The following is a 25,015-nucleotide window of genomic DNA, read 5'->3' as shown; positions in this document are numbered from 1 at the left end:
TCAACATGAAGAATAAATTTATAATAGCATTATTCGGTATCAGTTTATTGTCTTTTGTAGGTTGTACCGATTTAGAAGAAGAAATTTTAGATGAATCTCTTGAAGGAAGCGGACAGGCAGAGGTGATTAGCGGTGCTATTGCTCCTGCTTATGGACAAATTTCGTGGACTTGGAGACATACCAACTACTATGGTTTACAACTAATTCCTGCTGATGAAGCTATATTACCATACAGAGGCGGAACAGACTGGTACGATGGTGGTAAATTCTTAGAGGCTCATTCTCACGAAATTTCAGCAGCAAACGACTTAGTAAGTAGTTCTTGGAACGAAGTAACTGTAAATATTTCTAGAGCACTTTCTGCCATTGAGGTATTAACTCCGCTTGCAGAAGAGGGCAACACCGAAGCAGAAGGAGCACTCTACGAAATGAAAGCTTTGAGAGCTTATCTAAATATGTTGATGTTAGATAGCTGGGGCATAGCATTTAAAAAAGAATCATCAGACGAACTTTCTGAAATTCTTAGAGCCCAAGAAGCAATAGATTACATTGAAAGCGAACTTTTATCTGTGGTTGATTTGATCAATACGACTAAAGGCCCAGGAAGAATAAACCAAGCAACCGTTTGGGGATTTTTAGCAAGGTTGAATTTGAATGCGGCTGTTTATCGTGATCCTTATGGTACACCTGATTTCACTGCGCAAGATATGGCCAATGTAATCACTTATACAGATAACATTATCAATTCAGGTGCTTACTCATTTTCACCAGAATACTTTGATCTTTTCAATGATGAAAACCACGATAACCCTGAACTAATATTTGCTTTAGACCAACGTGGTGTTTTAAACAGAGAACACAGCCGTTGGGCATATTGGTCTTTGGCTGGTTCATGGTTTCCAAGACCAGAATTCCCAAGTGCAGATGGAACAGATGGTCCTGCAATTACACCAGATTTTTATCAAACATGGGTAGATGCTTACGGAGATGTTGATCCGGCAGAAGCAGATGCTAGATTCTACCAAGAAAACCAGATTATACCTGAAGCTTTACAAGATCTTATTGGTTTTTCACCATTAAATGATGAAGACCATTACTATTGCATGGCTGCCGAAGATTACGAAATTAATAGAGGTATTATTCGTGGTGTAATTTGGGGACCTAGAAAAGATGATAATGGTTCTTTTTATACATGTGATGAAGGATACAGAATTTATCCTGTAAAACAAACCAAAGGTAATGGTCCTGATAAAGATGTGGGATATGTAAACCATGAGCTACAGGTCGATTTTACCAACGAAGGCAGATTACACTCAAAAGGATATCGTGTTTCGAAATACCAGTTTAGCCATACTTCGCCAAATGGAAATAATTACAGTAGTGTAGATTTAGTAATGATGCGTTATGCTGAAATATTCTTAATGCGTGCTGAAGCTAAATTGAGAACAGGTGATAACACCGGTGCATTGAGCGATGTAAACACAGTGAGAACATCTAGAACTGCTCGTGAGCCAATTCCAGCAGCACTTACTGCTATTGATTTAGAAATACTTTACAGAGAGCGTGGTTTCGAACTTTACTGGGAAGGTTTCAGACGTGGCGATCAAATTCGTTTTGGACACTACGAAGATTCTTGGACAGAAAAAACAGACAGTAATCCGCTTCATAGATTATTCCCAATTCCGCAAAATGCCATTGATGGAGCATCTAACGTGGAAAGTTATTTAATCCAAAATGAAGGATATTAATTATAAGGGATTGAAGTGATCAATTGCTCAAATTAATATAAAGACATTCGCACTTGTAAAATAGCTGCGAATGTCTTTTTTATATAGAGTAGGAGCGTGATGATTTTAATCCATTCAACAAACATTTCTAGAGAGTTAGTCTTTTTCTAGTTTAGTAGAAATATGAAAAATAGCATCACCTTGGTAAATCATTGGTGCTTCATTTACATTGATAACATATCCATCATTTGGCGCCTTTATTACATGTCTTGAGTCGCCATAGGGACTAACAATTGTTGCAATTACATCACCCTTATTAACAAAGTCATGTATAGCAATTTTTGGATGTAAAAATCCTGACCTGCTTGCTCTTATCCATTTAGTAGTTGTAATTACAATGTTTTTGTGTTGAGGGTCAGGCGCAGTAAATTTTTTATTCAACATGTCTAGATGAGCTAATATGCGCATAATTCCGCCAACAGCATTTTTAGCCATCGTTTTGTCAGATTGTAAAGCTTTGCAGCTCTCATTTAATAAAATTGGAATCCCCATTTTTTTGCAAGTTGAGCGAAAAGACTTGGGAATATTTTTAGAATACACAGTAAACGGTGCATGAAAAATATCAGCATATTTTTTTAACTCTTCATTACCCTGTTCAATTCTAATTTGCGAAGCATTTAATCTTTGTCCGCCACCGGTATGAAAATCTAGACATAAGTCGATGTTGGGCAGAATACCAGATACAAAATGATGTGCAAACCGGCTAGCAAGCGATCCTTTCACACTTCCCGGAAACACTCTGTTTAAATCCCTTCCATCTGGAAAAGTTCTCGACATATTGATGAACCCAAATACATTTATAACTGGTATACAAATTATAGTTCCTCTTTTTGGGATATTGATTTTTTTTGAAATCACCTGCCTTACTATTTCCATACCATTTATCTCATCTCCATGTATGCCTGAAGTGATAAGCACTGTTGGTCCAGGAAGTTTTGCAGATTCTACATAAACAGGTACTTCTACTAAAGTATTTGTGAAAAGACGAGCCATATTTAGGTTTAGCTTTTTGCTCTCCCCCGGCAGAATACTTTCCCCAAGAATTATCAATCCCTTTGTATTCATTTTTTAATTTAATAAGTCAACATGAAATTATTAGCTAAAAAAGCAAAGCATCAACCCGCTCAAATGCATTTCCAATTCAGTGCAATTATAAAAAACAAATCAGAATTTGTATGTGCTATATTTTAATCGACTTGTGCATTATTATAAACTCAAATAAGTAAAAAAATGTACTATCTTATGATATCTAAAACATAGTGAGGAAACAATAAGCTCGATAATGATGATTGAAGTACTAAAAGAATTATTTAATAGAGACTTAAAAAAGCTAAAACAAGAAATATCTCTCTATAAAAATGAATCTACTTTATGGAAGGTAGAAAACTCGATAAGCAATTCGGGGGGAAATCTTTGTCTCCATTTAGTCGGCAACCTCAAAACTTATATAGGAAACGGATTAGCTAATACAGATTACATAAGGCAGAGAGATTTTGAGTTCTCGGCAAAATTTGTTGATAGAAACCATATTTACACACAAATAGATGAGACGATAGAAGTTGTGAATCAAGGCTTAAATCAACTTACAGATGAGGACTTAAAAGGGACTTTTCCAATGATAATTTGGGAAAAAGAAACTGGTATGGCATTTACACTCATGCACTTGCACTCCCACTTAAATTATCATTTAGGGCAAATCAATTACCATAGACGGCTTTTAGAGAAGGGTTAGTGCAGCAACAGTATACCTTAAATAACACTTTAATCTAGTTGAAAAAAGACTTCTACTTTTCGATATAAGGAGTCTGCAATACCTATATTTTTACTTTCTCCATAGTATTCGATAATTATTTTATTTTTTTCAATATTATAATTATATAATTCATTTTGAACTACTAAAGCACGTTTTTTTGAGAGAATCTCATTGCTACTACTTTTTCCTATGTTATCAGCATAACCTTTTATATGTATTTTGCCAATAGTACTTAGTTGGTTCAATTTATTAGCAAATCTTTCAAGCTTTAATTTTCCTTTTTGAGTCAATTCTGAGTTTGAGCTTGAAAAAAATATATCTTCTTTAAGATTGCTAATTCTATAATCTAACCACTCTGTTTCTTGAACACTATCAGTATTTGCTTCTTTTAAAATGAAGCTATCAAAAAAATAATATCCAGCTAAACTGTAGTCTGATTTATCATCTTCTATATAAAGATCATCCTCTGAGTAGAATGTTTGGTGAGTATAAATACCTCCTTTTGCAAATAAACCTATTGTCAAAAATTCACTTTCATTTTTTGCTTCGAATTGTAAGCTTAACTTTGTCCATTCTTTAGCATTAATTGGATTCTTAACTTTAAATGTTGGATAACAATCAAAAATAGGCTTGCTAAAAGTTTCATTTTTTTGCTTTACTGGTTTATTACTAAATAGTATTCCCAAAGCATCAGAATATGTTCTACTACTTTTAATATGGAATTCTAAATAATAGGTTGTTCCAACCTTCAACTTTTCATTTAATCGAACAGAAAAATGTTCTCCACCTAATGAAGTTCCAATTATAACATTGCCATCATGAGGTAATATTTTCTTTATTGAAATATCAGTAAGTTTATTCCAATTCTTAGATTTCGTTGTATATACATCAGGCGATCCATTTAAAGAATTCGATTTCCATGGATAACAATAATATTCAAAACAGCATCCATTACCAGTGTTACATAATTGCGAATTGCAAGGATATAATTCTAGATTTTCAAAACTTGGATTAGGTATTAAGTTTTGACTATATAGCTTTGAAAAAGCGAGCAATAAAATAAGTATTTGAAAGTAACGCATAGTAATTAGAATACTCTTTATTAAGCAAACGACAAGTCTTTTTAAGATTACATTTATAAAGGTGTAATCAGAATCCGAATAAAATGGATTAAAGTTCTTATGAAGTTGATTGTTATGAAAACTTATAAAATCACCCTGTTTTTAATTAAAATAGTTAGTATTGATACTTTATGTCTGAAATAGTAAAATTCAATAATAATAGTATTCGTAGAAGTTGAGAGCAATCTGAGAATCAATGGTATTATGTAGTCCGAGATATAATAACAGCACTCATTGAGGATGACTTTAGAATTGCACTCCAATTTTATAGAATGTTAAAAATTCAATATCCTGAAATATGGATGCAACTAAAGTTTTGTTATTTCACTGTTAGTGATGGAAGAAAATATAAATTAGATTGTGCTAACTATAGTCTAATTAAACAATTACTTCAAGTTACTCCCTCAACTAAGCTTACAGAATTTGAAAAATGGCTGCAATCGATCAATATAAACACGAACTATTAGATTTTTTCCATTGTCCAAGTGATTTTGATTTGATATTTGGAAATCCAATAAAGAAAATAGCTGTATATCAACTTTTAGAATCAATCCCTAAAAATGAAAAGAGTTTTGATGGAGAAGTGGGTGATGTCTTGGTAGGAGGTGGTTCAGGAGAGTCTCAAACTTTAAGAATATCAACAAAGGGAATAAGATTTATTTTAGATGAAAATTTTAATGATTTTGAGTTGAGAGAAGGGTTGATAAAAGCTTTTTGGACACCAACTTTTTCATTTAAAATTGGAAATGGTTTACAAAAGCTTGGCTGGAACCCTAATGAAAGTATGGAGTTTTGGTTAGCTTAAACAGTTATTAAACAATTGAAAGAAAAAGAAAAATTGAGCTTACTATATTAAATAATATTACTTTCACCCAACTTCCTCGATCTAGCTACAAGCTTCCTCAATAAGGCTACAAAAAGAAAATTCCATCCACAGATATTTGTGCCATGACTAATTTAAATGATTTTATATGGCACATCAAAATGAAAAAAGCGAAGCTAGCAATACAGAAAAAGTATGGTTTATAACAGGTTCATCTCGTGGTTTTGGGAGAATTTGGACAGAAGCAGCATTAGAAAGAGGTGACAAAGTAGTTGCAACAGCACGAAAGTTTGAAAGCATCGCAGACTTAAAAGAAAAATATGGCAAACAAGTATTGACTTTAGAGATGGATGTAACACAGCCAAATCAAGTAAAGTCGGCAGTTGAAGCTGCTAATGAATATTTTGGTAGGCTAGATATTGTATTAAATAATGCAGGATATTCACTTGTGGGAACCATTGAAGAAGCAAATACTGATGAGATTCGCGCATTGTATGAAACCAATGTATTAGGTACAGTTTCAGTGATTCAAGCTGTATTACCACTATTACGAGAACAAGGCAAAGGGCATATTCTAGGAGTATCAAGTGGACTTGGTCATTTGGCTTATCCGGTAATTGGTTATTATTGTTCATCTAAATGGGCATTTGAGGCGATTCACGAAAGTTTGGCAATAGAAGTAAAACCATTTGGAATAGATGTTACTATGATAGAGCCAGGTGCTTATGCTACAGAGTTTGGTAGTCAAGATTCTTTAAAGTTTTCTCAAAGTTTAGTGGAGTACGATAATTTGAAAAGTCAGTTTATAGGAAACTTAAAAAATATAGAACAAGGCAATCCAAAAGCTACTCCAGAAGCCATTTTTAAAGTTGTTGATGCAGAACAGCCACCTTTAAGATTATTTTTAGGTAAGAATAATTTGCCAGAGGTAAAGGAAGCTTATGCACAAAGATTAAAAACTTGGGAAGCATGGAAAACAGTTTCTGATGCAGCACAAGGATAAATTTTAGAATTAATCGGTACTAGTGAAATTGTACCGGTTGATTTTTGTGTTAAAAAGAATGAACTATTAATTATTGCAGTTTAAGAATGGTATTTAACCAAATACACACTTATGAAAAAAAATGAACATGTTCCTAAAAGGTTTGATTCGCTATCTGAAGCTTTAAATGCATTTGGTATGCCAGCACCTCAACATCCATTAATTACTATGATTAATGGAGTTGATAATTTAGTGTCGTTTCAACCACCTGAGCATGATCATGTATTAAACTTTTATAAGATATCATTTCGCCCAAACATGGGCGGTACATTAAAGTATGGTCAGACTTTTTTCGATTTTAATGAAGGAGGGATGCTATTTGCTGCTCCTAATCAAATAATAGGAAGAAATGAGTCTACTCAAAATATAGATGCCCCACTATGTACTCAGCAACAGGTTAGTTTGCTAATTCATCCTGACTTTTTACTTAATTATCCCATTGCCAAAAAGATTAAGCAATACAATTACTTTGCATATACTGCGAATGAAGCTTTACATCTATCTGAAAAAGAGAAAGCTACAATTCTTTCCATTTTCCGAATAATTGAAGATGAATTGAATAGTAGAATTGATGAATTTAGTCAAGATGTAATTGTTTCTCAAATTGAGCTTTTATTAAATTACGCCAATCGATTTTATAAAAGGCAATTTATCACTCGTAAAGCGGAGAACACTACCATGTTGCAAAAATTAGAAGAGATTTTAGATGCATATTTCGATGAGCAAAAATCGTTAGATCAAGGTTTGCCATCAGTTCAATATCTGGCAGATTGTTTAAATATTTCTCCAAGTTATTTGAGTGATATGTTACGCTCGCTTACTGGGCAGAATGCTCAACAGCATATTCAAAATAAACTAGTAGAAAAGGCAAAAGAAAAACTCTCTACAAGTAGTCTATCAGTGGGAGAGATCGCCTACGAATTAGGCTTCGAGCATTCTCAATCTTTCAGCAAATTCTTTAAAACTAAGACCAAATATTCACCAGTAGAATTCAGGAAGTCTTTTAATTGATATTGCTTATATATTAGATATGGAAATTTTAATAATGTATTTCAATCAAAAAATTCAAGAAGAAAGTCTTCGAAATGCATTTAGTGACATCTTGAAAATAGCAATCTCTTCTATAATAATTACTGATGAATTTGATAAGTATAATGAAGTATTCTTTGAAAATGAAAATACAGAAATAGACATAATAATCGAAATGCATGAGATGGATGAAGGTGATTTTAGATATATTTTTTATATCTATGGAAACATTAATAAGAATTTGATTTTCTGGGATAATTTAAATGAAGATAAATCTGCATTAGAAAAGCAATTCGGATTGAAACTACTTATGTCGCTTTCTCAAATTTTAGATTGTGAGATTCTTACAGGAGATTTCCCTGAAAAACCTCAAATTAAAGAAAACTATCCCCATGATTGGATAGTAGTAAAGTCAAGGCAGTATTTTGATGTTAAAGTTTCAGCAGATTTGTTCATTGATTGGAATGAAAAAACGATTGCCCCTAAAATATTAAATTGATTTCCTTTGATAGAGATACTAATCTAACTACATCATTTACCAATCTGACTACTTTTATCATTTAGATAAGTGGGTACTTTGCTACATAATTAAATACTAATGTTTATGCAAAGCCAAATTAAAGATAAAGTAGTAGCAATTACAGGAGCGAGCAGTGGTATTGGTAAAACCATTGCCATAGAACTGGCAAAAAACGGAGTTAAAATAGTTTTAGGTGCTCGTAGAATAGAAAAGTTAAAAGAGGTCTCTGAACAAATTAAGAAAGAGGGAGGACATGTAGTTTACAAGTCAGTAAACGTAAAAAATAAATCTGATCTAGCTCAATTAGTAAATCTGGCAATAGAAGAATATGGTAAGTTAGATGTCATAATAAATAATGCTGGCTATAGTGAAATTAGTCGAATTGATGAATTGGATATTGAAGGTTGGGATAAGATGATTGATGTAAACCTAAAAGGTGTTTTATACGGAATGGCAGCAGCGATACCTATTTTCAAAAAACAACAATCAGGGCATATTGTTAATATCATATCTACATCAGGAATTAAAATTGTACCTATGCAAGGTGTTTATGCAGGAACAAAAAATGCAGTTCGCACAATTGCAGAAGCCTTCCGTCAAGAGTCTGATGGGAACATACGCATTACTGGTATTTCGCCGGGATTTGTTAAAACTAGTTTTGTAGAGAATATGAAAAATGAGGAAATGAAAATTGCCGCACAGACTAGAATGGATACAATAGCCATTCCTCCTGAAGCCATTGCAAATGCTGTAATTTATGCGATAAGTCAACCGAAAGAGGTAGAAGTGGGAGATATAGTTATTCGTCCGGCCGTGCAGAATTAGATGTTGATATTATGAAGCAAGAAGAAAATACATATCATTTCAAAAGCATTTCACAATTGCTAAGAGATTTAGGATTACCAGCCCCATCTCATCCATTAATAGCTTTGGTAGATTACAGCAAAGTACAAACTGAGAACTTGCGAAATGGAGCAAAAGTTAGTCTAGATTTTTATAAAGTTTCATTTAAAAACGAGTTTAGAGGACAAGTTAAATACGGCCATGGATATTACGATTTTGAAGAGGGTGGTTTAGCCTTTCTTAAACCCAAACAGGTTGTTTTTACTCCAGATAATGTCCAAAGTTACGAAGGATATGTTTTATACTTTCATCCTGACTTTATTAGAAATTACCCATTAGGTAAAACCATCAACCAATATGGCTTTTTCTCTTATTCAGTATCAGAAGCACTTTTTTTATCAGCAAAAGAGAAAGACATTGTACAAAATGTGTTTAATTCCATTGGTTTGGAAATAGAAACGAATATCGATCAGTACAGTCAAGATGTGTTGGTATCGCAGTTAGAACTCTTATTAAATTACAGTAATCGCTATTACAACCGGCAGTTTATAACACGTAAAGTGGTAAATCATGAAATAATAAGTCGGTTAGATGCTTTAATTGATGAGTATGTATCGACTGATCAAGGTTTAGAAAATGGCTTGCCTTCTGTTCAATTTATAAGCGAGCAATTAAATGTCTCGCAACGTTATTTAAGTGATATGTTAGGCTCATTAACTGGATATAACACCCAGCAATACATTCAGAATAACATTTTAGAGTATTCTAAGGATTTGTTGAGTTCAACCTCCCTATCTGTTTCAGAAATCGCTTATAAGTTAGGTTTCGAACACCCTCAATCTTTTAGTAAATTGTTTAAAGCGAAAACTCAACAATCTCCACTAGCATTTCGGCAAAAGTTTAATTAGTTAAGTATAAAAGTTAAAGACGGGCTGTATGTTCAAAGTGGCTTTGTCTTATGTTTTTTAATTCATTTATGATATATTTTCGTGATACTTAAAATTCAAAAATGAATTGATATATGAAAAAAAAGAAAGTCAAGCACGAAGAAAAAGAAACTAAAACAGGCAAACCTTTGATGCTAAAAATAGTCGGTTTTATTGTGTTGATTATGAGTGTGCTATTTTATGTCGAGCATAATAAAAACCAAGATATAGAAAAAGATGGAGTAGATAATACCGCAATAGTGAAATCAATAGATTATGTCAATTATACCATGAATGAACAAACTGGGCATAGGGTAAAATATTATCAAATTATTGTTGACTATAATTTTAATGGGAACAGTTATTCTCAAAAGTTTGATTTACAACCTGAAGAATATAAGACTAAATTTGAGACCCAATTAAGAGTAGGAGATGAGATCAATATAAAACACGCCTATGAGTCTCCCCTTAATGTAATAATTAGGTAGTTGAAATGAGAGAAGTACTTTTGAATAAAATATTTACTTTAAGGGAAGGTGTATTGTCCTTGAATCCAGCGATTAGCTTAAGCAAGCTTATTGATTAATTGAAACAACTTGCATCTTTCTGGTAGTTAGCTTTTGGAAGAAGCCCTAAGGCTACAAGCGGAATTGAGGGGAAGTATCGATGGAGTTGTTGGGCAAAAAAGAGCAGAAAATATAGTAAGAATAATCCGTTGGGTGAATTAATTTCAAAGAAATAGGTAAAAAAAGGAGCATCTTTCTATAAATGAGTAAATTAATAGTGCAAACAAATCAATTAAACCCATTAGAAAGATACATGACATTAAAAGAAATTACGATAAAATTTTGGAAACGATCAAGTCTTTTACCAATAATATTTTTAATTGCTATGGTAACTTAAATAGGACCGGCTCCAAACCTAAAATGGCTGATATCCAAATAATTGCCCTTACTTTAACCAGTGAATATCTTACTATTGACAGCGAAAACCTTTTATTTAAAAAGATAGCTAGTTGCCACAAAAATGATTTTCCGAATTTGATTGAAAGGAGTCAATTTAAGTAACTACAAAAAAGAAATAAAGTATTTAAAAAATGAATAGCTTTGAGTTATGAGACAACATCGATTTATCAAGGCAAGTAAAGAAGAAGTTGAATTATTAAAAGCTCGACTTAAAGAACCAATGAGTCGACAGGAATCTGTTCGCATAGAAGGGTTATTGCTGAGTATAAAAGGCTATACTATGGAGCAAATCGTAGATATATTAGAAGTAAATCGTGATACAATATCTCGTTGGTTCAATCGATGGGATCAAGGAAAAATGAACAACTTGGCTAATCTTCCTAAAAGTGGTCGAAGACGTATCTATACAGAAACAGAAGAAAAAAAATGATCCAAAAAGCCTGTTTGGGCATCCAAAGGATAAAAATATTTCTTCAGGAAGTGATCACTAGTAGAGGTAAAAGTTGCCATATACAAACGTTGAAAGATATTTTCAAAAGATATAGATTGGTATGGAAGCGCTATCGAAAGAGCATAAAACCAGAAAGAGATGAAGTACTTTTTGAGTTTTTCAAGTTAGAATTAAGCTGTCTAGAGCAACAAGCAAAAGAAGGGATGATAGTTTGGTTTTTCGCGTGGCACCGTATGGACGTATCAGGTTTTAATTTAAACCCAAATGTGCCTTATGGTTGGCAACCAATGGGACAGCAAATTTTGCTTCCTGCTAAACGCAGTTCAACTAATTGGACAGTTTTGGGAACACTTAATATCCATAGACAAAGCTTTTACGGCTATATAATGCCAGAGGCATGCAAGGCAAAAACAGTGGTTGAAGTATTGTCTAATTTAAGTGAAAGAATTAATAAAAAAACGCTAGTGGTATTAGATAATGCCCGGCATGGAATGCACCGGGTGCACGACAAACTTCCCGAATTAATGTGTAATCCTTGATTAATCAAGGATAATGACTATCTTGTAATAGTACAAACCAAAAGAATCCAAAAAGATGAAAGAGGATGCCATTACCCAAAAGATAGCCAATGAACTAAAGGCGTGGCTTGCAGCCGCGAAAGAGTCACAAAAAGGCCAAACAGATTTTTACGAGTATGAAAAAACATTCGTTGAACTCTGGTTCAAACTCGGCAGGGAGGTCTTACAGGATGGTTTAGGTAATGGTAATTACAAGAAGAATATTAAAAAAAAGTAAGAACAAGCCTAGGTACATTGATACTGGAGAAAAGCCATCCTTTAGCCACATGTCCCCATGGCTTCAGGATAAGTGCCTATCTTCAGGAATTGATGGTGTACCTGTATAGCGACCATGTATTTGAACAGGCCAGTGAAACGTTGGAAAAGCTATTAGGGATCAAGGTGAGCGCCAAACAGATAGAGCGTGTCAGTGAAAGGATAGGCCAGATAATGGAAGATGAGCAGGTGTTAAGAAGCTCAAAAGCAGAGGTAAAACCATATACAGATACCATTTCGACCCACTATCATTATATCGAGATGAATGGTTCAATGATCTTGACAAGAGAGGAAAAATGGAAGGAAGTTAAGCTGGGTAGGGTATTCAAAGTTCCAATCAAAGAAGACTTGGAAGCTTCACAGATAGATATTGGTAAATCGGAATACGTAGCGCACCTAGGCAGTTCGGAGGAGTTCCTTCCAAGACTACAAGCCATCATCCTCAAGGTTCAGCATCCGATATTTATTGCTGATGGAGCACCATGGATATGGAAATGGGTAACGGAGAAATACCCAAATGCTGTTCAAATATTGGACTATTTCCACGCTATGGAATATGCCCATGATTTTGCCAAGGTAGCCTTCAAGGAAAAAGTGGACTATGACAATTGGATAGGTGGTGTAGAGAACTATCTACTCACTGACCGGGTGGAGGCATTGACACATCATATGGATTGGCTGGCCGAACGGATAATTCCAGAAAGCCTCCCAATGCTGAAAAGGCTAAAGGAATATTACCTGAAGAACCTACAAAGGATGTATTATGGTACATTACGAAAAAATGGGGTTTTCATCGGAAGTGGTGCCATAGAGTCGGCACATCGGAACGTGATACAAAAAAGGGTGAAACTATCAGGGCAAAGATGGTCAAAAAAAGGGGCTCAGGCCATGCTTCAACTCAGAGTAACCAAGAAAAGTGCAAATTGGAACAAGATAATTAACATCATAAGGACTGGGAAAGCTGCCGCATAATCAGGAAGTTTGTCGTGCACCCTGTCATACCCTAGTAGATTTATTATTAATGCCTAAACTCGTTTTAGCTAAAAATAAAAGAAATTAGATGCTAGTTGAATGGGGCTCCCTCCAACTGGTCTTAGCCAAGAATGATAAACTGGTCGGCTGCGTCTCGCACCGACTGGGTCATACCGACCTTTTGTTTTTATACATAAGCCTGTTTAGCCCTAAAATTCTGTACATAAGCTTCTATTACAGTTAGCATGGTATTTTTAAAGTCATCAGGCATGTTGTCTATTTCCTTAAAGTATTTGAGTAATACTGTATCCTTAATATGATCTTCCTCGACATCTCCTAGTAAGTAATCTGTTGTAACCTCTAAGGCAATCGCAATTCACAACAAAAACAATTAATATTATGCTGCCTTCAATTTTTTAAGTTAGAAATTTTCAAAAAATCTGCTATCAACTAAAATCAATGTTATTTTATTCAAATTAATATTTCCCGAAATTTTGTAACAAAACCACCTAAAACAGGTATAAAATATATAAGCTATTTTTTAATCTAATTTTTTGTTATGAAAAAGCTAATCAATTTAATTGTAATATCTTTGTTAACAATCACATTTGCTTTTGCAAATGCTCCAATTAATGGAGAACGAGAAACAGGAGGTAAATTAACTGCACATGGAGATCGTGATCATGGTAAATATATCCATTCCACTAAAGGTGGAGGAGGTATTATTAGTGGAGTTGGCGGTACTGGAGGCCATGGTTTCGCAGAAGGTACAAATGTCGGTAACGGTGTTTTCTCTAACAGAGGAGGAAATGGTTTTTCCTAAATAAACAAACAGGGTATATATTTTAAAACTCCCTGTTTGTTTATTTAACTTCTCTTATAGAATCAGTTAAAGTATAAAAAGAAGCTATATCAGATTTAATGACGATAATGTAGAGATTTTTAGGATTTATCACATTTATATAACTGATAATCAATACTTTATGAAGCATTCATAATTTACATTATGTTAAATTGAATAAATGATTCTGTTCTTTATCCTTAAACAAAAAAATAGTTAATCTCTTTCATTCCTAATAAGAAATGAAAATAGCTTCAAATCCTATTTAGACTATCTGGTATTTTTTTTTAAATAATTTATTATTTCATCAATTACTAATAGAAAACAATAGCAAAAAAGGATCGAATTTAAGTTGATTCCTTTTTGCTATTAATAAATATAAATTAGCTATTTGGTATTTTCATTACCAACCAATTTCACCTGTCTCAGGATTGGTTTCTTCGCTAAAAAACCTCCCTGTTACACTATTCTCATCAATCAAAGCATATTTTGCAATTCGTTTTCCTGCTTCTTCAACTTCACCACCATTGTAATTTGTAAAATCAGTTTTGGTATAACCAGGATCTACCATATTTACTTTAAATGGTGTATCGCGAAGTTCATAAGCCAAATGTACCGTATACATATTCAAAGCCGATTTTGATGAGCCATATACAGCAAATTTTCCATATGAATATGCCTGCCAATTCGGATCACTTTGAAGTGTAAGCGAACCAACTGTTGAACTGACCATTACAATTCTAGGTTCAGCCGATTTTTTTAATAAATCCAAAAAGGCTTGTGTTACTCTAACCACTCCATAAACATTTGTATCATATACTTCTTTAAATGTGTCTATGGTTGCTTCTGTAGCTGTCCAAGTTTGTGGAATGTAATTGCCATTCTGGTCAAACTTTACTCCACTAATACCTGCGTTATTTATTAAAACATCTAAAATTCCTATTCTCTTGCCAAGTTCTACCCTTGCGTTTTTTACTGAATTATTATCAGTTACATCAATCTGAATGGCTTCTACATTTGAATAACCTTGTGCTTTAAGCTTTTCAATAACTTGTAAACCATTTTCCAAGTTTCTGCTTCCGATATAAACATAAAAACCTTTTTGCAAAAGTTGCTTAGCTGTAGCTAAACCAATTCCTTTGTTAGCTCCTGTTATAAATGCTGACTTCATTTTTCCTTTAATTTAATTTGTGTACTACAAATTTTGCCTAATAAAAAATGAAATCATTTACCATTTGGTAAAATGCAATTTTAGCGAATGTTTTTTCTTATTCTACTTAATGATTGTTGGGTAATACCTAAGTAGGAAGCAATATAAGACAGAGGTACACGATTAACAAAAGTCGGAAATTTTTCAAGAAATGATAAATACCTTGTAGTCGCATCTTCTGAAACTAATGGACTTCTTGCTTCAATTTTTTGTACCAAACATTTTTCTACTATTTTAGATACAACCTTATCCCAACCGATAATAGTGTTTAAAAGCTCATCCCAATCTTTCTTGGAAAACACAAGCAACTTGCAATTGGTAACAGCTTGTACATATTCAGAAGCTGCCATATTTGCAGCAAAATTTTGATAATCTGTAACAAAATGGTTCTCATCAATTAAATAATTTGTAATTTCTTCACCTCTATTGTTATAGTAACAAAATCGAAAAATTCCTTCAAGAAGAAATCCAACTTGTCTTGGTATTTTTCCTGCTTCCGATAGATAATCGTCTTTATTGATTTCTATTTCTTTAGCTTTCCTTTTTATCAAGTCAATTTGCTGTTTATTCAGATTGCCGAATTGTAAAATATATTCAATAAAATCTTCCATTGCGCAAAGTTAAATCATAGAATAAGTTCTAAATTACCATTTGGTAAAAAGTCTACTAATTGGGAAATTTATGAAATAGTTATTCTAATTTATAAATGAATCAACTATACTATTTTAAATTTTAGAAAAATCATATCATTATAAATAGAGAGATGAAGTATTTATCTCATTGAAATACCCCTTCATTAATTACATGAGTACATTAACTAATATTTAGCATATTTTCCATTGAAGGTCTCTTTGTAAGAATAACTTTACGGAGATTAACATTGAATTATTTTTACGCTATGAAAAAAATTTTTATCTCTATTATTGTCTTAATTTTTTTTACATCAATTGTCCCTAAAGCAAAATTCAGGGATAAAATAGATATTAAATGGAGCAATCTCGAAAAAAGTAAATTAAAGAAAACACCATTGGGTGATGTAGTCGGACATGATGAAACTGGAATATATGTTAAGTTTTTACAACCTGCAGTTGAAATGGGAATAATTACACTTGCTGCTGGAGGTGTTAAATTCTCTTATTTACTTCAACATTATGACAATGATATGAAACTAACAAGCTCGAAAAAAATTGAACTGGATAAGGGATATGAGCTTGAATCTGTTTTTCAATTTGGTGATGAATTATACCTAATGTCTACTTTTAATAATAAGGACATTAGAAAAAAAGAGTTATTTGTTCAAAAGATCAATAAAAAAACGTTAAATGTTGAGCAAGAAAAAAAACGACTTGCTGCAAGTGTCAACATGGTAGCATTTAATGGTAATAAAGCAAATCTTTATAATGATAATGGAGAAGGTGCTTACGATTATATAATTTCTAGAGATAAGACTAAGCTTTTAGTATACTTTAAGCAAACCACTGAAAATAAAAGTGACAATGAAATTGTTGGGGTACAAGTCTACGAAGCAGGGTTTAATATGCTTTGGAGTAATACATATGAAATACCTTTTGAAAATGAATTATTCAGTATTAGAAAAGTTAAAGTTAATAACGACGGTAAAGTATATCTACTTGGGAAAGAGTATAAAGAAAAACATAAAAATGAAGTAGATGGTCTTCCTAATTTTAAATATCGATTGTTATGCCTCTCTGAATTAGCAAATAAGTTTGACACTTTTATAATTGATTTAGAGGACAAGTTTATCACTGATATTGAATTAACTATAACAGAAAAACAAAATGAAGTAATTTGCAGTGGATTTTATTCAGAAAATGATTTAAATGGTATTATTGGTAGCTTTTATTTTAGATTTGATACACAAAACAAAAAAATAGTAAGTAGTACTACTAATCAATTTAGTGATGAATTTTTATTAGATAATGCTTATTCATATGGTAAGAAGATGAATAAGATCGAAAAAATTAAGGAAAAAGAATTAACTAATTACAGATTAGATCAAGTTATCCTAAGAGAGGATGGTGGTATTGTACTAATCAGTGAATATAGATGTTCATTATCATCTAATTACTCATCTAAAGTAGCTTGTTACAATATTTTATGTATAAATATCTCTCCTTCTGGAGAAGTCGAATGGTCTACTACAATTGATAAAAAACAATTAGCTTATAGTGACAAAGAGTATATAATTTCTTATGAAACTATTGTTATAAAAGACAAAATATATTTTATCTTTAATGACGAGAAAGAAAATATTCTTAATCCAAATCTAGAAAACCTCAAGGCTTTTAAGCCAAACAAAATGGCAATAACTAGCATTGTTGAGTTAGGAAGTGATGGCGTTCAACATAAAGAAATATTGTTCGCTTATCAAGAAATAAATCTATTTGCGATACCAGATTTAACTGAACAGATCTCAGAAAATGAAGTCATTCTCTTTGCAGGTCAAACATTAAAAGGAGGCAAGTTAGCTAAGCTCACTTTCAACTAACTTATCATTTTAGCTAAAAAAACAGCAATACAAAGTACTAAGTCGTAAAAGACAGCTTAATCAGATGATGAATATATATCTAAGTTTTCTCTGATAATCTTAGTACTTTGTTATTTTAGTAAGATTAAAATATGAAAATCAAGACTAGGGTTTACGATATTAATTTTGAATATTGCTCAACTCAAATCTTGATTTTATGACAGCAAAAGCCCACTCAGACATTCGTCGTAAGTTAAAAGTTCTCAACTATGCTAAAGAGATCGGTAACATTACTAAAGTATCGGTATTGTATTTCAGTTTCAAATAGCTCAGTAAAGGTATGTGCTATATCATTTGTTCTATGCCGTTTTAATTCACCTTGTTACCTGAATAGGTAACACCATTTTGAGTTATTTCCAAGGCTGTGCTTTTGCCCTGGCCATCTAGAATGAAATCTATGTGTGCATCGATGGATTTGAAGAAAAACCTTGTAGGTGATTCAGGGAAAAGGTTAGCAGGGTCTTGATCAGTACCAGTAGCCGTAAGTTTACCGTTATCCCATGCTATTGTAAGATCAAATTCCTGGGAAAGCTTATACCTCCCTACAAATTTAGTCATAGTCTTTTTTGGTAATTTTATTTCCCTTCTTGTGGTATATGGTTTGGAGGCTGTTTTTACGCTTATTCTATTCTTCACAGAAACATCGACCAAGGTATCAGCCACTAGCTTGAATTCAATTTGAGTCATGCCGTTTTCAAGTACAAAATGGTTATTGTCAATAGCAGCCATCATTATCTCTGTGCCATTTGGCAGAACCCAATACAATTTTGCATCCTTTAAAATTACATTACGTGTGCTACGGTCTTTAAAGGTGTACTTACCAACCCACTTGTAGATGTCTTCAACATCTGTAGCGACCACAGTAGGTTCTTCAAATGGTTTGTTGATAGTCAAAGCAGCAATTTTGGTAGATATAGGTCGAGGTTCTCCGCAACTACAATTTGAGAAAATTGCAACGAAAACATCTTCTTTAGGAAGATATATCGCATCTGTTCGAAATCCATGATCGCCACCTGCATGTTCCACTGTCGGACTTCCATTGATTTCGTTAATAAACCAGCCAAAACCATAATTAATCTCATCGCCATTTTTCAATTGGTGGTTGGTGAATGCCAAATCCAATGATTCATTACTAATCAGTAAGTTATTAGCCAGGGCTCTATTCCAGATATATAAATCTTCTACTGTGGACATTAATGATCCAGCTCCGATTGACCAAGACAGACTCGTATATTGCTTATTTACATAATCGTCATATTTTTCATATCCATAAGCTCGATTTTTAATAATATCAGAATCATTTGCTTGTCTAGAGTTGTGCATTCCTAAAGGTTGAAATATATTCTTTTCAACGTAATCACCATAACTTATGCCAGATACTATTTCTATAATTTGACTAAGTAAGATGTAGCCAAAGTTATTGTATTGAAAAGCCTCACCAGGGCTAAAAGTTTTTGGCTCGTTTTTGAAATAGTCGATCCATGACGGTATATCAAAATCATGTTTCCGAATATTTGAATCCCATGGTTTTTGTGTTATGGATCGGGAAATCCCGGAGGTATGAGTCAATAAATGCTTAATACTTATATACTTTCCACCGGTGGGATAGTCTTCAATATATTTAGTGATATCATCATCTAAATTAAGTTTCCCTTGTTCTATCAGCATTAAAATAGAGACAGCCGTAAACTGCTTGGATATAGATGCTATTTGAAAAACCATATCGGTTTGCATGGGGACATCCAATTCCAAATTTGCCATCCCAAAAGCTTTATGATACACAATTTCACCTTCCTTTGCCACTAGTGCTGTTGCTCCTGGGCCAGTAGCAGGGTACTTCTCATTGAGCAATTTGTCAATCATATTCTCAAAACCTTGCCCATAACTTCTCAATGAGGCCATTGATACGATAACTAAGACTAGAATTTTTATCTTCATAATTGTTTGTTTAGTGATGGCATAGAACGGTGGCGGTATGGTGTAAGGGAGTGCGGGCTTTTCACCTATCAAGTTAAAATAAAAATTAGAGCGGATTACTACGCAACGAAAACCACTGAACACCTTATTAACTATACCGCGTGTTGTATGCTGGTGTTTTTATTATAATCAGGATTAGTTCTAATTCATGGGTTTGTTAGGTGAATCATTAAATGTTGCATGAACATTTGATAATATCTCTACTATGGAATCAATATCTGATTTTACCTGTTCAACTGAAAGAGTTTGAGAATATAAATTACAACTGAAACATACACAAATTAAATAAAGCAATTTTTTCATTTCATTAATTACTACTTTTCAACTAAAAGATTAGTTTAAATATACAACTAAATATTTAGTTGAAAAATAATTGTGCTTTTTTTTATAGTTTCAGTTTATTTATTTCAGTATAGTTAAACGATAACTTATAAAATCTCCCATCAATTTATTACTTTTTTAATCTTGTAAGGTGTTTAAACTCCTTGGCGAAATCTGCGACACACTTGCATACAACGAACAATTGCAAATTCAGCTTAAAGTGTAGTAGCTGATTTATTTGTCTGAGGTTTACTTTAGTTTACCAGGCTTATAAATCAGGTATTGAAATTTGTATCGTGTTATCTTTAGTTTATTAAATACATTTCTGGAGTTTAACACATCTTTTTGTCCGTCTTTGTTGGTATCCATAAAGGCTTTTACAGGAAGAATACAGCCTGCTATTTGGGTCTAATTACAAATCCGCTATAGATACAAAAGGATAGTATTTACTTGGGAATTACATATAACACGATACATATTTTTACATTCACTTCATTTAAGATGCCATTTTTAGATTATTTTGTTTCTCGATTGTTTGACTAATTTTCATCTTATATTTAGTAAACACTTGATTGTCAAATATATAGCTTGTATTTATTCAAATCCCTCCGGCTCTATAACCCATATACAAAAAATCAAATTTGAGTTTAAACAACTGAGGAAGTTGTATAAAAAAGCACATAATGTGCCTTTATGTAAATTGTACTTTTATACTGCTGCAAGTCAACTCCCTTGTCCATCTTGTACCATATTGCACTCTACTACTCTTCTATTTGATTTTCTATACAATTTCTTATTTCTAGGTTATTTATCTATACAATTTGGCAGATTAGCGATACCTGTATTTTTTAAGATGATTATTAGCTAAAATTACAGGATGACACGCTTTACAGTTTCTACCAGGTTAATTTCAATTACGGCATGGCTGCTGTTTTTCACTTTTCCTTTGTTAAGAACAACAGGAGAAAAAAATGATATTCTTTCTCTCCTACAGTCATTTGCTTACTGGCAGTTTTGCTTGTGTTATTTAGGCATTTTCTACTTGAATTCTAAAGTACTAGCACCGCAGCTATTATTAAAAAATAAATACATTTTATATGTCGCTTCCATTATCCTAATTGCAGCATTTGTATTCTTCTTAAAACCTTTTGATGCACTAATACAGCACTCTAGAAGCTTAGGGTACATTACCTTACCTCCTTCTGTAATGCCATATAATAACTTTCCAGAACCAGAAAATCGAGACGGCAATAGAGAGAGGAGAGACAACCTACCACTTCCGCCACCAAGAAATTTTAGGCCAGAAGGTCCAGATGCGAACAACGATCCTTTTATGGCCAGAGATGTTACAAGCTTATTTATTCTGGCAGTAATTTTAACTTTAAGCACAGCAACTGAGTCTACCCAGCGCTGGCAAATAACTGAGAGACGAGTAACCATTGCAGAAGCTGAAAAAGCCAAAGCCGAACTCTCCTTTTTAAAAGCACAGATTAATCCTCATTTTCTTTTTAACACCTTAAATAACATCTACACGCTTGCAGTTACTGGCAATGAGAAAACAACAGACAGTGTAATGAAACTCTCTAACATTATGCGCTTTGTAACTGATGATGTGCGAGAAGAAAGTATTCCATTAATCCGCGAAGTAGAGTGCTTAAAAGATTATATCGATTTGCAAAAGTTACGATTAGGCAAAAAAGCAGACATTACTTTTGAAGCAACAGGTAGCTTAAAGTCTACAAGCATTAGCCCGATGATATTGCTTACTTTTGTAGAAAATGCCTTCAAACATGGCATTAGCAAACATGCTCCATCTCCGATAGTAATAAAGATAGAGGCATTACCAGAAAAGATTTCATTCTTCTGCCAAAACCGATTGTTTGACAACCAGACAAAGCAAGAGAGAAATGGAATCGGTATTAACAATACCAGACAAAGATTGCAACACGTTTATCCCTCTAATTACCGATTGGAGATAAATCGAGATGAACAATCATTTACTGTAACATTGGAAATAAACAAAGCATGAACACGAAAAAAATTAGATGTATTGCTATAGATGATGAACCGCTTGCTTTAGAATTGATCGAAGAATACATTAAAAGTTTTCCTTCTTTTGAGTTGGTTCAAATATTTGAAGATGCTATTAATGGTGCTGAGTTTTTAAAGAATGCTGATATAGATGTGCTCTTTGTAGACATTCAAATGCCAGATATTACAGGTATTGATCTGGTAGCTTCTCTTGAAAAGAAACCCATCGTAATTTTTACTACCGCTTACCGCAACTATGCTTACGAAGGTTTTGAGTTAGAAGCCATGGATTATTTAGTAAAACCCATCTCTAAAGATCGTTTCGAAAGGGCAATTAATAAAACACTCGATTACTACCAATACAAACACGGCACAGGAAAAAATGCTTCTGATGTATTCTATGTGTACTCCAAATACCAAAAAGTAAAAATCGTGCAAGACGAAGTTATCTATATTGAAAGCCTAAAAGACTATTGCACAATCTATCTGGAAGATGGTGAAAATGTAACAACACTCATGGCTTTAAAAAAACTTTCTGAAATGCTAAACCCAGAAAAGTTCTTTAGAATTCACAGAAGTTTTATTATTTCAATACAAAAGATTAAGTCTTTTATCAAACAAAAAGTGACCCTTACAAATGGCAAGGAGTTACCAGTAAGTAGTAAATATGCGAGTGATTTGGAAAAAACTTTATAGGATTTAATATAATTTATCGATACACTTTTACTCTTTATAGATACTTAGCTAGAAACTTTTCTTTATAAGATAATATTTGTAGCATGATAAAGAGCATATTATTAACAACACTCATGGCTTTGCCGGTACTTGTATATAGTCAACAATGGCAAGGTCATATAACTGATGAACAGGGAGCACCAATCCCAAACGCATACATCATTAACAAGAGCAGTAATGCACATGCACACAGTAACGATTTGGGCTTTTTTAAGCTCAACGGATCACAAGCAGGAGATTCCATTTTTGTATCGCACATAGGTTTTGAAACAGTGCTTTTCATTGCTGATACTAAAGTTAAAGATGTGAGTCTGCAACTTAAAGAAATGGTGGTTCAACTAGAACAAATGGTGGTAACACCCGATTTGGAAACCCAGCAACAAATTGCCCAAGTCGATTTAGTAACTAATCCTGTAAACTCTTCTCAAGAAATTCTTAGAAAAGTACCCGGATTATTTATTGGACAGCATGCAGGTGGTGGCAAAGCCGAACAGATTTTTCTAAGAGGATTTGATATCGATCATGGAACTGATGTTAACATCTCTGTAGATGGCTTACCAGTAAATATGGTTTCTCATGCGCATGGTCAGGGTTATGCAGACTTACATTTTCTCATTCCAGAAACAATCGATAACATCGCATATGGCAAAGGTCCATATGATGCAAATAAAGGAGATTTTGCTACGGCTGGCTATGTAGATTTTAAAACTTATGATAGACTAGAAAGCAATTTAGCTGCTGTCGAAATAGGTAGTTTTAACCGATTGAGAACAGTGGGGATGTTTAATTTGCTCGATAGCGTAGAGAATAAAGATGCTTACATTGCTGGAGAATATTATACAACCGATGGGCCATTTAATTCACCACAAAACTTCAATAGAATTAACCTAATGGGTAAATACAGTGCTCGCTTTAAAAAGCAAACCATTCAATTACAAGCATCTTATTTTGATAGTAAATGGGATGCATCTGGACAAATTCCAGAACGAGCTGTAGCATCTGGACTAATAGATAGATTTGGTGCAATTGATGATACCGAGGGTGGGCAAACAGGAAGAATTAATTTACTTGCCAAACATTCTAAATTGCTGAATGATAATACCATTGTTAATTCAAAGGCATATTTTACTCATTACGATTTTGAGCTGTATTCTAACTTTACTTTTTATTTGAACGATTCCATTAATGGAGATCAGATCAAACAAAAAGAGACAAGAAACATTATTGGTTACGAAACCAATGTGTACCATAACACACAACTTGGAGGTTTTAATCTAGGTATCACTTCTGGTATAGGTTTCCGATACGATAATATAGACAACATCGAGCTTTCGCACACTTTAAATCGCCAAACAACCTTAGAGACTTATATGCTGGGTGATATAGATGAATCTAATCTCTATGCATTTACCAGTGCTGAATTTCAAAAAGGTAAGTGGATGATTAATCCATCTTTGCGATTAGACTATTTTAAATTCGATTATTACGATAAGTTAGCTCAAGAATACAGTACCCAATCGCAGCAAAAATCTAGATTAAGCCCCAAATTAAACATAACATATTCACCAAATAACAACCTACAATGGTATTTAAAATCTGGTATTGGTTTTCATTCTAATGATGCAAGAGTTGTTGTAGCACAAGATGGAGAAGACATTCTACCAGCAGCCTATGGTTCAGATTTAGGGCTAATTTACAAGCCTACTAATAACCTGATGATTAATGCGGCTTTATGGTATTTGCATTTACAACAAGAATTTGTTTACGTGGGTGACGAAGGAGTAGTTGAGCCAAGTGGAAGAACTGCCAGAAAGGGCATTGATATTGGTTTAAGATATCAGCCTCTAAGTTGGTTGTATTTAGATACAGACTTAAATTATGCACATGCCCGATCACTAGACGAAGAAGATGGTAATAATTACATTCCGTTAGCTCCGAGTTTTACAAGCACTGGAGGAATTTCATTGCAGCATCCCTCAGGTTTAAGTGCCGGTTTACGCTATCGCTATTTGCACGATAGACCTGCTAATGAAGATAATTCTGTAACCGCTGAGGGATATTTTATTACCGATGCGAATGTAGGTTACAAATGGAAAAACTTGAGCTTAAACATGGTGGTAGAAAACATATTTGATACAGATTGGTATGAAACTCAGTTTTACACAACAAGCCAATTACTAGGAGAAACATCACCAGTTTCTGAGATTCACTACACACCTGGTAGCCCTATTAATTTCAGAATTAAAGCCGCTATTTCATTCTAAAAAGTAGAGTTTGTAGCTATTCA

General features: G+C 33.3%; 23 protein-coding genes. 18 read left to right on the top strand and 5 right to left on the bottom strand.

All coding sequences use genetic code 11. The features are described 5' to 3' along the window. The first annotated feature begins 5 nt into the window (after positions 1–5). Positions 6–1,748 (top strand): RagB/SusD family nutrient uptake outer membrane protein, encoded by a 1,743-nt coding sequence (locus OQ292_RS31645; protein ID WP_284688134.1) that lies wholly within the window; start codon positions 6–8, stop codon positions 1,746–1,748. Between the two features lie 135 nt (positions 1,749–1,883). Here OQ292_RS31645 and OQ292_RS31640 read toward each other — a convergent pair whose 3' ends face one another. Next, a complete protein-coding gene (locus tag OQ292_RS31640) occupies positions 1,884–2,852 on the bottom strand; it encodes a succinylglutamate desuccinylase/aspartoacylase family protein (RefSeq protein ID WP_284688292.1) in 969 nt (322 codons plus the stop codon). 217 nt (positions 2,853–3,069) lie between these two features. Between OQ292_RS31640 and OQ292_RS31635 the strand changes: the two genes are divergently transcribed. Continuing rightward, positions 3,070–3,519, top strand: a complete 450-nt coding sequence (locus tag OQ292_RS31635) for a DUF1572 family protein (protein ID WP_284688291.1) — start codon at positions 3,070–3,072, stop codon at positions 3,517–3,519. Positions 3,520–3,548: 29 nt separating this feature from the next. Here the strand turns inward: OQ292_RS31635 and OQ292_RS31630 are convergent, their stop codons facing one another. Beyond that, positions 3,549–4,622 carry an OmpA family protein gene (locus OQ292_RS31630; protein ID WP_284688290.1) on the bottom strand — a complete coding sequence of 358 codons (1,074 nt, stop codon included), beginning with the start codon at positions 4,620–4,622 and terminating at the stop codon, positions 3,549–3,551. 469 nt (positions 4,623–5,091) lie between these two features. Between OQ292_RS31630 and OQ292_RS31625 the strand changes: the two genes are divergently transcribed. From OQ292_RS31625 to OQ292_RS31570, 12 genes are all read left to right on the top strand, one after another. Further along, the gene (locus OQ292_RS31625; protein WP_284688289.1) at positions 5,092–5,466 is read left to right on the top strand and encodes a hypothetical protein; all 375 of its coding nucleotides are present in this window, start codon (positions 5,092–5,094) and stop codon (positions 5,464–5,466) included. A 166-nt stretch (positions 5,467–5,632) separates the two neighbouring features. Then, complete coding sequence (locus tag OQ292_RS31620) at positions 5,633–6,487, top strand: SDR family NAD(P)-dependent oxidoreductase (RefSeq protein WP_284688288.1); 855 nt, start codon at positions 5,633–5,635, stop codon at positions 6,485–6,487. A 111-nt stretch (positions 6,488–6,598) separates the two neighbouring features. After that, positions 6,599–7,537, top strand: a complete 939-nt coding sequence (locus OQ292_RS31615; RefSeq protein ID WP_284688287.1) for a helix-turn-helix domain-containing protein — start codon at positions 6,599–6,601, stop codon at positions 7,535–7,537. A 19-nt stretch (positions 7,538–7,556) separates the two neighbouring features. Then, on the top strand, positions 7,557–8,054 hold the full coding sequence (locus tag OQ292_RS31610; protein WP_284688286.1) for a hypothetical protein: 498 nt from the start codon (positions 7,557–7,559) through the stop codon (positions 8,052–8,054). A gap of 105 nt (positions 8,055–8,159) precedes the next feature. Next, positions 8,160–8,900: an SDR family oxidoreductase gene (locus tag OQ292_RS31605; RefSeq protein ID WP_284688285.1), complete on the top strand. Its 741-nt coding sequence runs from the start codon at positions 8,160–8,162 to the stop codon at positions 8,898–8,900. 11 nt (positions 8,901–8,911) lie between these two features. Continuing rightward, a complete protein-coding gene (locus OQ292_RS31600) occupies positions 8,912–9,826 on the top strand; it encodes an AraC family transcriptional regulator (protein WP_284688284.1) in 915 nt (304 codons plus the stop codon). 113 nt (positions 9,827–9,939) lie between these two features. Continuing rightward, entirely contained in the window at positions 9,940–10,332 is a 393-nt protein-coding gene (locus OQ292_RS31595) for a hypothetical protein (protein ID WP_284688283.1), read from the top strand. 625 nt (positions 10,333–10,957) lie between these two features. Continuing rightward, positions 10,958–11,239 (top strand): helix-turn-helix domain-containing protein, encoded by a 282-nt coding sequence (locus OQ292_RS31590; RefSeq protein WP_284688282.1) that lies wholly within the window; start codon positions 10,958–10,960, stop codon positions 11,237–11,239. Continuing rightward, positions 11,236–11,799, top strand: a complete 564-nt coding sequence (locus OQ292_RS31585; RefSeq protein WP_284688281.1) for a transposase — start codon at positions 11,236–11,238, stop codon at positions 11,797–11,799. The genes OQ292_RS31590 and OQ292_RS31585 overlap by 4 nt, the downstream gene beginning before the upstream one ends. 55 nt (positions 11,800–11,854) lie before the next feature. Beyond that, the gene (locus tag OQ292_RS31580; protein ID WP_284688280.1) at positions 11,855–12,055 is read left to right on the top strand and encodes a hypothetical protein; all 201 of its coding nucleotides are present in this window, start codon (positions 11,855–11,857) and stop codon (positions 12,053–12,055) included. A 17-nt stretch (positions 12,056–12,072) separates the two neighbouring features. Beyond that, a complete protein-coding gene (locus OQ292_RS31575; RefSeq protein ID WP_284688279.1) occupies positions 12,073–13,065 on the top strand; it encodes a hypothetical protein in 993 nt (330 codons plus the stop codon). Between the two features lie 559 nt (positions 13,066–13,624). Further along, on the top strand, positions 13,625–13,888 hold the full coding sequence (locus OQ292_RS31570) for a hypothetical protein (protein WP_284688278.1): 264 nt from the start codon (positions 13,625–13,627) through the stop codon (positions 13,886–13,888). Positions 13,889–14,309: 421 nt separating this feature from the next. Here OQ292_RS31570 and OQ292_RS31565 read toward each other — a convergent pair whose 3' ends face one another. Together OQ292_RS31565 and OQ292_RS31560 are read right to left on the bottom strand one after the other, a co-directional pair. Further along, the gene (locus tag OQ292_RS31565; RefSeq protein WP_284688277.1) at positions 14,310–15,077 is read right to left on the bottom strand and encodes an SDR family oxidoreductase; all 768 of its coding nucleotides are present in this window, start codon (positions 15,075–15,077) and stop codon (positions 14,310–14,312) included. Positions 15,078–15,157: 80 nt separating this feature from the next. Then, entirely contained in the window at positions 15,158–15,727 is a 570-nt protein-coding gene (locus OQ292_RS31560; protein WP_284688276.1) for a Crp/Fnr family transcriptional regulator, read from the bottom strand. A 287-nt stretch (positions 15,728–16,014) separates the two neighbouring features. On the opposite strand from OQ292_RS31560, the gene OQ292_RS31555 reads away from it, so the two are divergent. Next, a complete protein-coding gene (locus tag OQ292_RS31555) occupies positions 16,015–17,625 on the top strand; it encodes a hypothetical protein (RefSeq protein ID WP_284688275.1) in 1,611 nt (536 codons plus the stop codon). Positions 17,626–17,973: 348 nt separating this feature from the next. Here the strand turns inward: OQ292_RS31555 and OQ292_RS31550 are convergent, their stop codons facing one another. Further along, the gene (locus OQ292_RS31550) at positions 17,974–19,602 is read right to left on the bottom strand and encodes a serine hydrolase (protein WP_284686559.1); all 1,629 of its coding nucleotides are present in this window, start codon (positions 19,600–19,602) and stop codon (positions 17,974–17,976) included. A gap of 1,237 nt (positions 19,603–20,839) precedes the next feature. On the opposite strand from OQ292_RS31550, the gene OQ292_RS31545 reads away from it, so the two are divergent. The 3 genes from OQ292_RS31545 to OQ292_RS31535 all read left to right on the top strand — a co-directional run bounded on the left by OQ292_RS31545 (position 20,840) and on the right by OQ292_RS31535 (position 24,992). Beyond that, positions 20,840–21,991: a sensor histidine kinase gene (locus OQ292_RS31545; RefSeq protein WP_284688274.1), complete on the top strand. Its 1,152-nt coding sequence runs from the start codon at positions 20,840–20,842 to the stop codon at positions 21,989–21,991. Further along, positions 21,988–22,689 (top strand): LytR/AlgR family response regulator transcription factor, encoded by a 702-nt coding sequence (locus tag OQ292_RS31540; protein WP_284688273.1) that lies wholly within the window; start codon positions 21,988–21,990, stop codon positions 22,687–22,689. The genes OQ292_RS31545 and OQ292_RS31540 overlap by 4 nt, the downstream gene beginning before the upstream one ends. Positions 22,690–22,772: 83 nt before the next feature. Then, positions 22,773–24,992 (top strand): TonB-dependent receptor, encoded by a 2,220-nt coding sequence (locus OQ292_RS31535; protein ID WP_284688272.1) that lies wholly within the window; start codon positions 22,773–22,775, stop codon positions 24,990–24,992. The last annotated feature ends 23 nt before the right edge of the window (positions 24,993–25,015 follow it).

Origin of the sequence: Chondrinema litorale (genome assembly GCF_026250525.1) — a bacterium.
GTDB classification, from domain to species: Bacteria; Bacteroidota; Bacteroidia; order Cytophagales; family Flammeovirgaceae; genus Chondrinema; species Chondrinema litorale.
Note: the sequence above shows the minus strand (reverse complement) of the source record. Positions and strands in the feature narration are given on the sequence as shown.

Bases quoted from the DNA above. Each gene is read 5' to 3' on its own strand.
- OQ292_RS31600 (WP_284688284.1), top strand. From the start codon at position 8,912: ATGAAGCAAGAAGAAAATACATATCATTTCAAAAGCATTTCACAATTG.
- OQ292_RS31590 (WP_284688282.1), top strand. From the start codon at position 10,958: ATGAGACAACATCGATTTATCAAGGCAAGTAAAGAAGAAGTTGAATTA.
- OQ292_RS31540 (WP_284688273.1), top strand. From the start codon at position 21,988: ATGAACACGAAAAAAATTAGATGTATTGCTATAGATGATGAACCGCTT.
- OQ292_RS31565 (WP_284688277.1), bottom strand. From the start codon at position 15,077: ATGAAGTCAGCATTTATAACAGGAGCTAACAAAGGAATTGGTTTAGCT.
- OQ292_RS31585 (WP_284688281.1), top strand. From the start codon at position 11,236: ATGATCCAAAAAGCCTGTTTGGGCATCCAAAGGATAAAAATATTTCTT.
- OQ292_RS31560 (WP_284688276.1), bottom strand. From the start codon at position 15,727: ATGGAAGATTTTATTGAATATATTTTACAATTCGGCAATCTGAATAAA.
- OQ292_RS31605 (WP_284688285.1), top strand. From the start codon at position 8,160: ATGCAAAGCCAAATTAAAGATAAAGTAGTAGCAATTACAGGAGCGAGC.
- OQ292_RS31595 (WP_284688283.1), top strand. From the start codon at position 9,940: ATGAAAAAAAAGAAAGTCAAGCACGAAGAAAAAGAAACTAAAACAGGC.
- OQ292_RS31555 (WP_284688275.1), top strand. From the start codon at position 16,015: ATGAAAAAAATTTTTATCTCTATTATTGTCTTAATTTTTTTTACATCA.
- OQ292_RS31630 (WP_284688290.1), bottom strand. From the start codon at position 4,622: ATGCGTTACTTTCAAATACTTATTTTATTGCTCGCTTTTTCAAAGCTA.
- OQ292_RS31610 (WP_284688286.1), top strand. From the start codon at position 7,557: ATGGAAATTTTAATAATGTATTTCAATCAAAAAATTCAAGAAGAAAGT.
- OQ292_RS31570 (WP_284688278.1), top strand. From the start codon at position 13,625: ATGAAAAAGCTAATCAATTTAATTGTAATATCTTTGTTAACAATCACA.
- OQ292_RS31640 (WP_284688292.1), bottom strand. From the start codon at position 2,852: ATGAATACAAAGGGATTGATAATTCTTGGGGAAAGTATTCTGCCGGGG.
- OQ292_RS31550 (WP_284686559.1), bottom strand. From the start codon at position 19,602: ATGAAGATAAAAATTCTAGTCTTAGTTATCGTATCAATGGCCTCATTG.
- OQ292_RS31535 (WP_284688272.1), top strand. From the start codon at position 22,773: ATGATAAAGAGCATATTATTAACAACACTCATGGCTTTGCCGGTACTT.
- OQ292_RS31620 (WP_284688288.1), top strand. From the start codon at position 5,633: ATGGCACATCAAAATGAAAAAAGCGAAGCTAGCAATACAGAAAAAGTA.
- OQ292_RS31625 (WP_284688289.1), top strand. From the start codon at position 5,092: ATGGCTGCAATCGATCAATATAAACACGAACTATTAGATTTTTTCCAT.
- OQ292_RS31615 (WP_284688287.1), top strand. From the start codon at position 6,599: ATGAAAAAAAATGAACATGTTCCTAAAAGGTTTGATTCGCTATCTGAA.
- OQ292_RS31635 (WP_284688291.1), top strand. From the start codon at position 3,070: ATGATGATTGAAGTACTAAAAGAATTATTTAATAGAGACTTAAAAAAG.
- OQ292_RS31545 (WP_284688274.1), top strand. From the start codon at position 20,840: ATGACACGCTTTACAGTTTCTACCAGGTTAATTTCAATTACGGCATGG.
- OQ292_RS31645 (WP_284688134.1), top strand. From the start codon at position 6: ATGAAGAATAAATTTATAATAGCATTATTCGGTATCAGTTTATTGTCT.
- OQ292_RS31580 (WP_284688280.1), top strand. From the start codon at position 11,855: ATGAAAGAGGATGCCATTACCCAAAAGATAGCCAATGAACTAAAGGCG.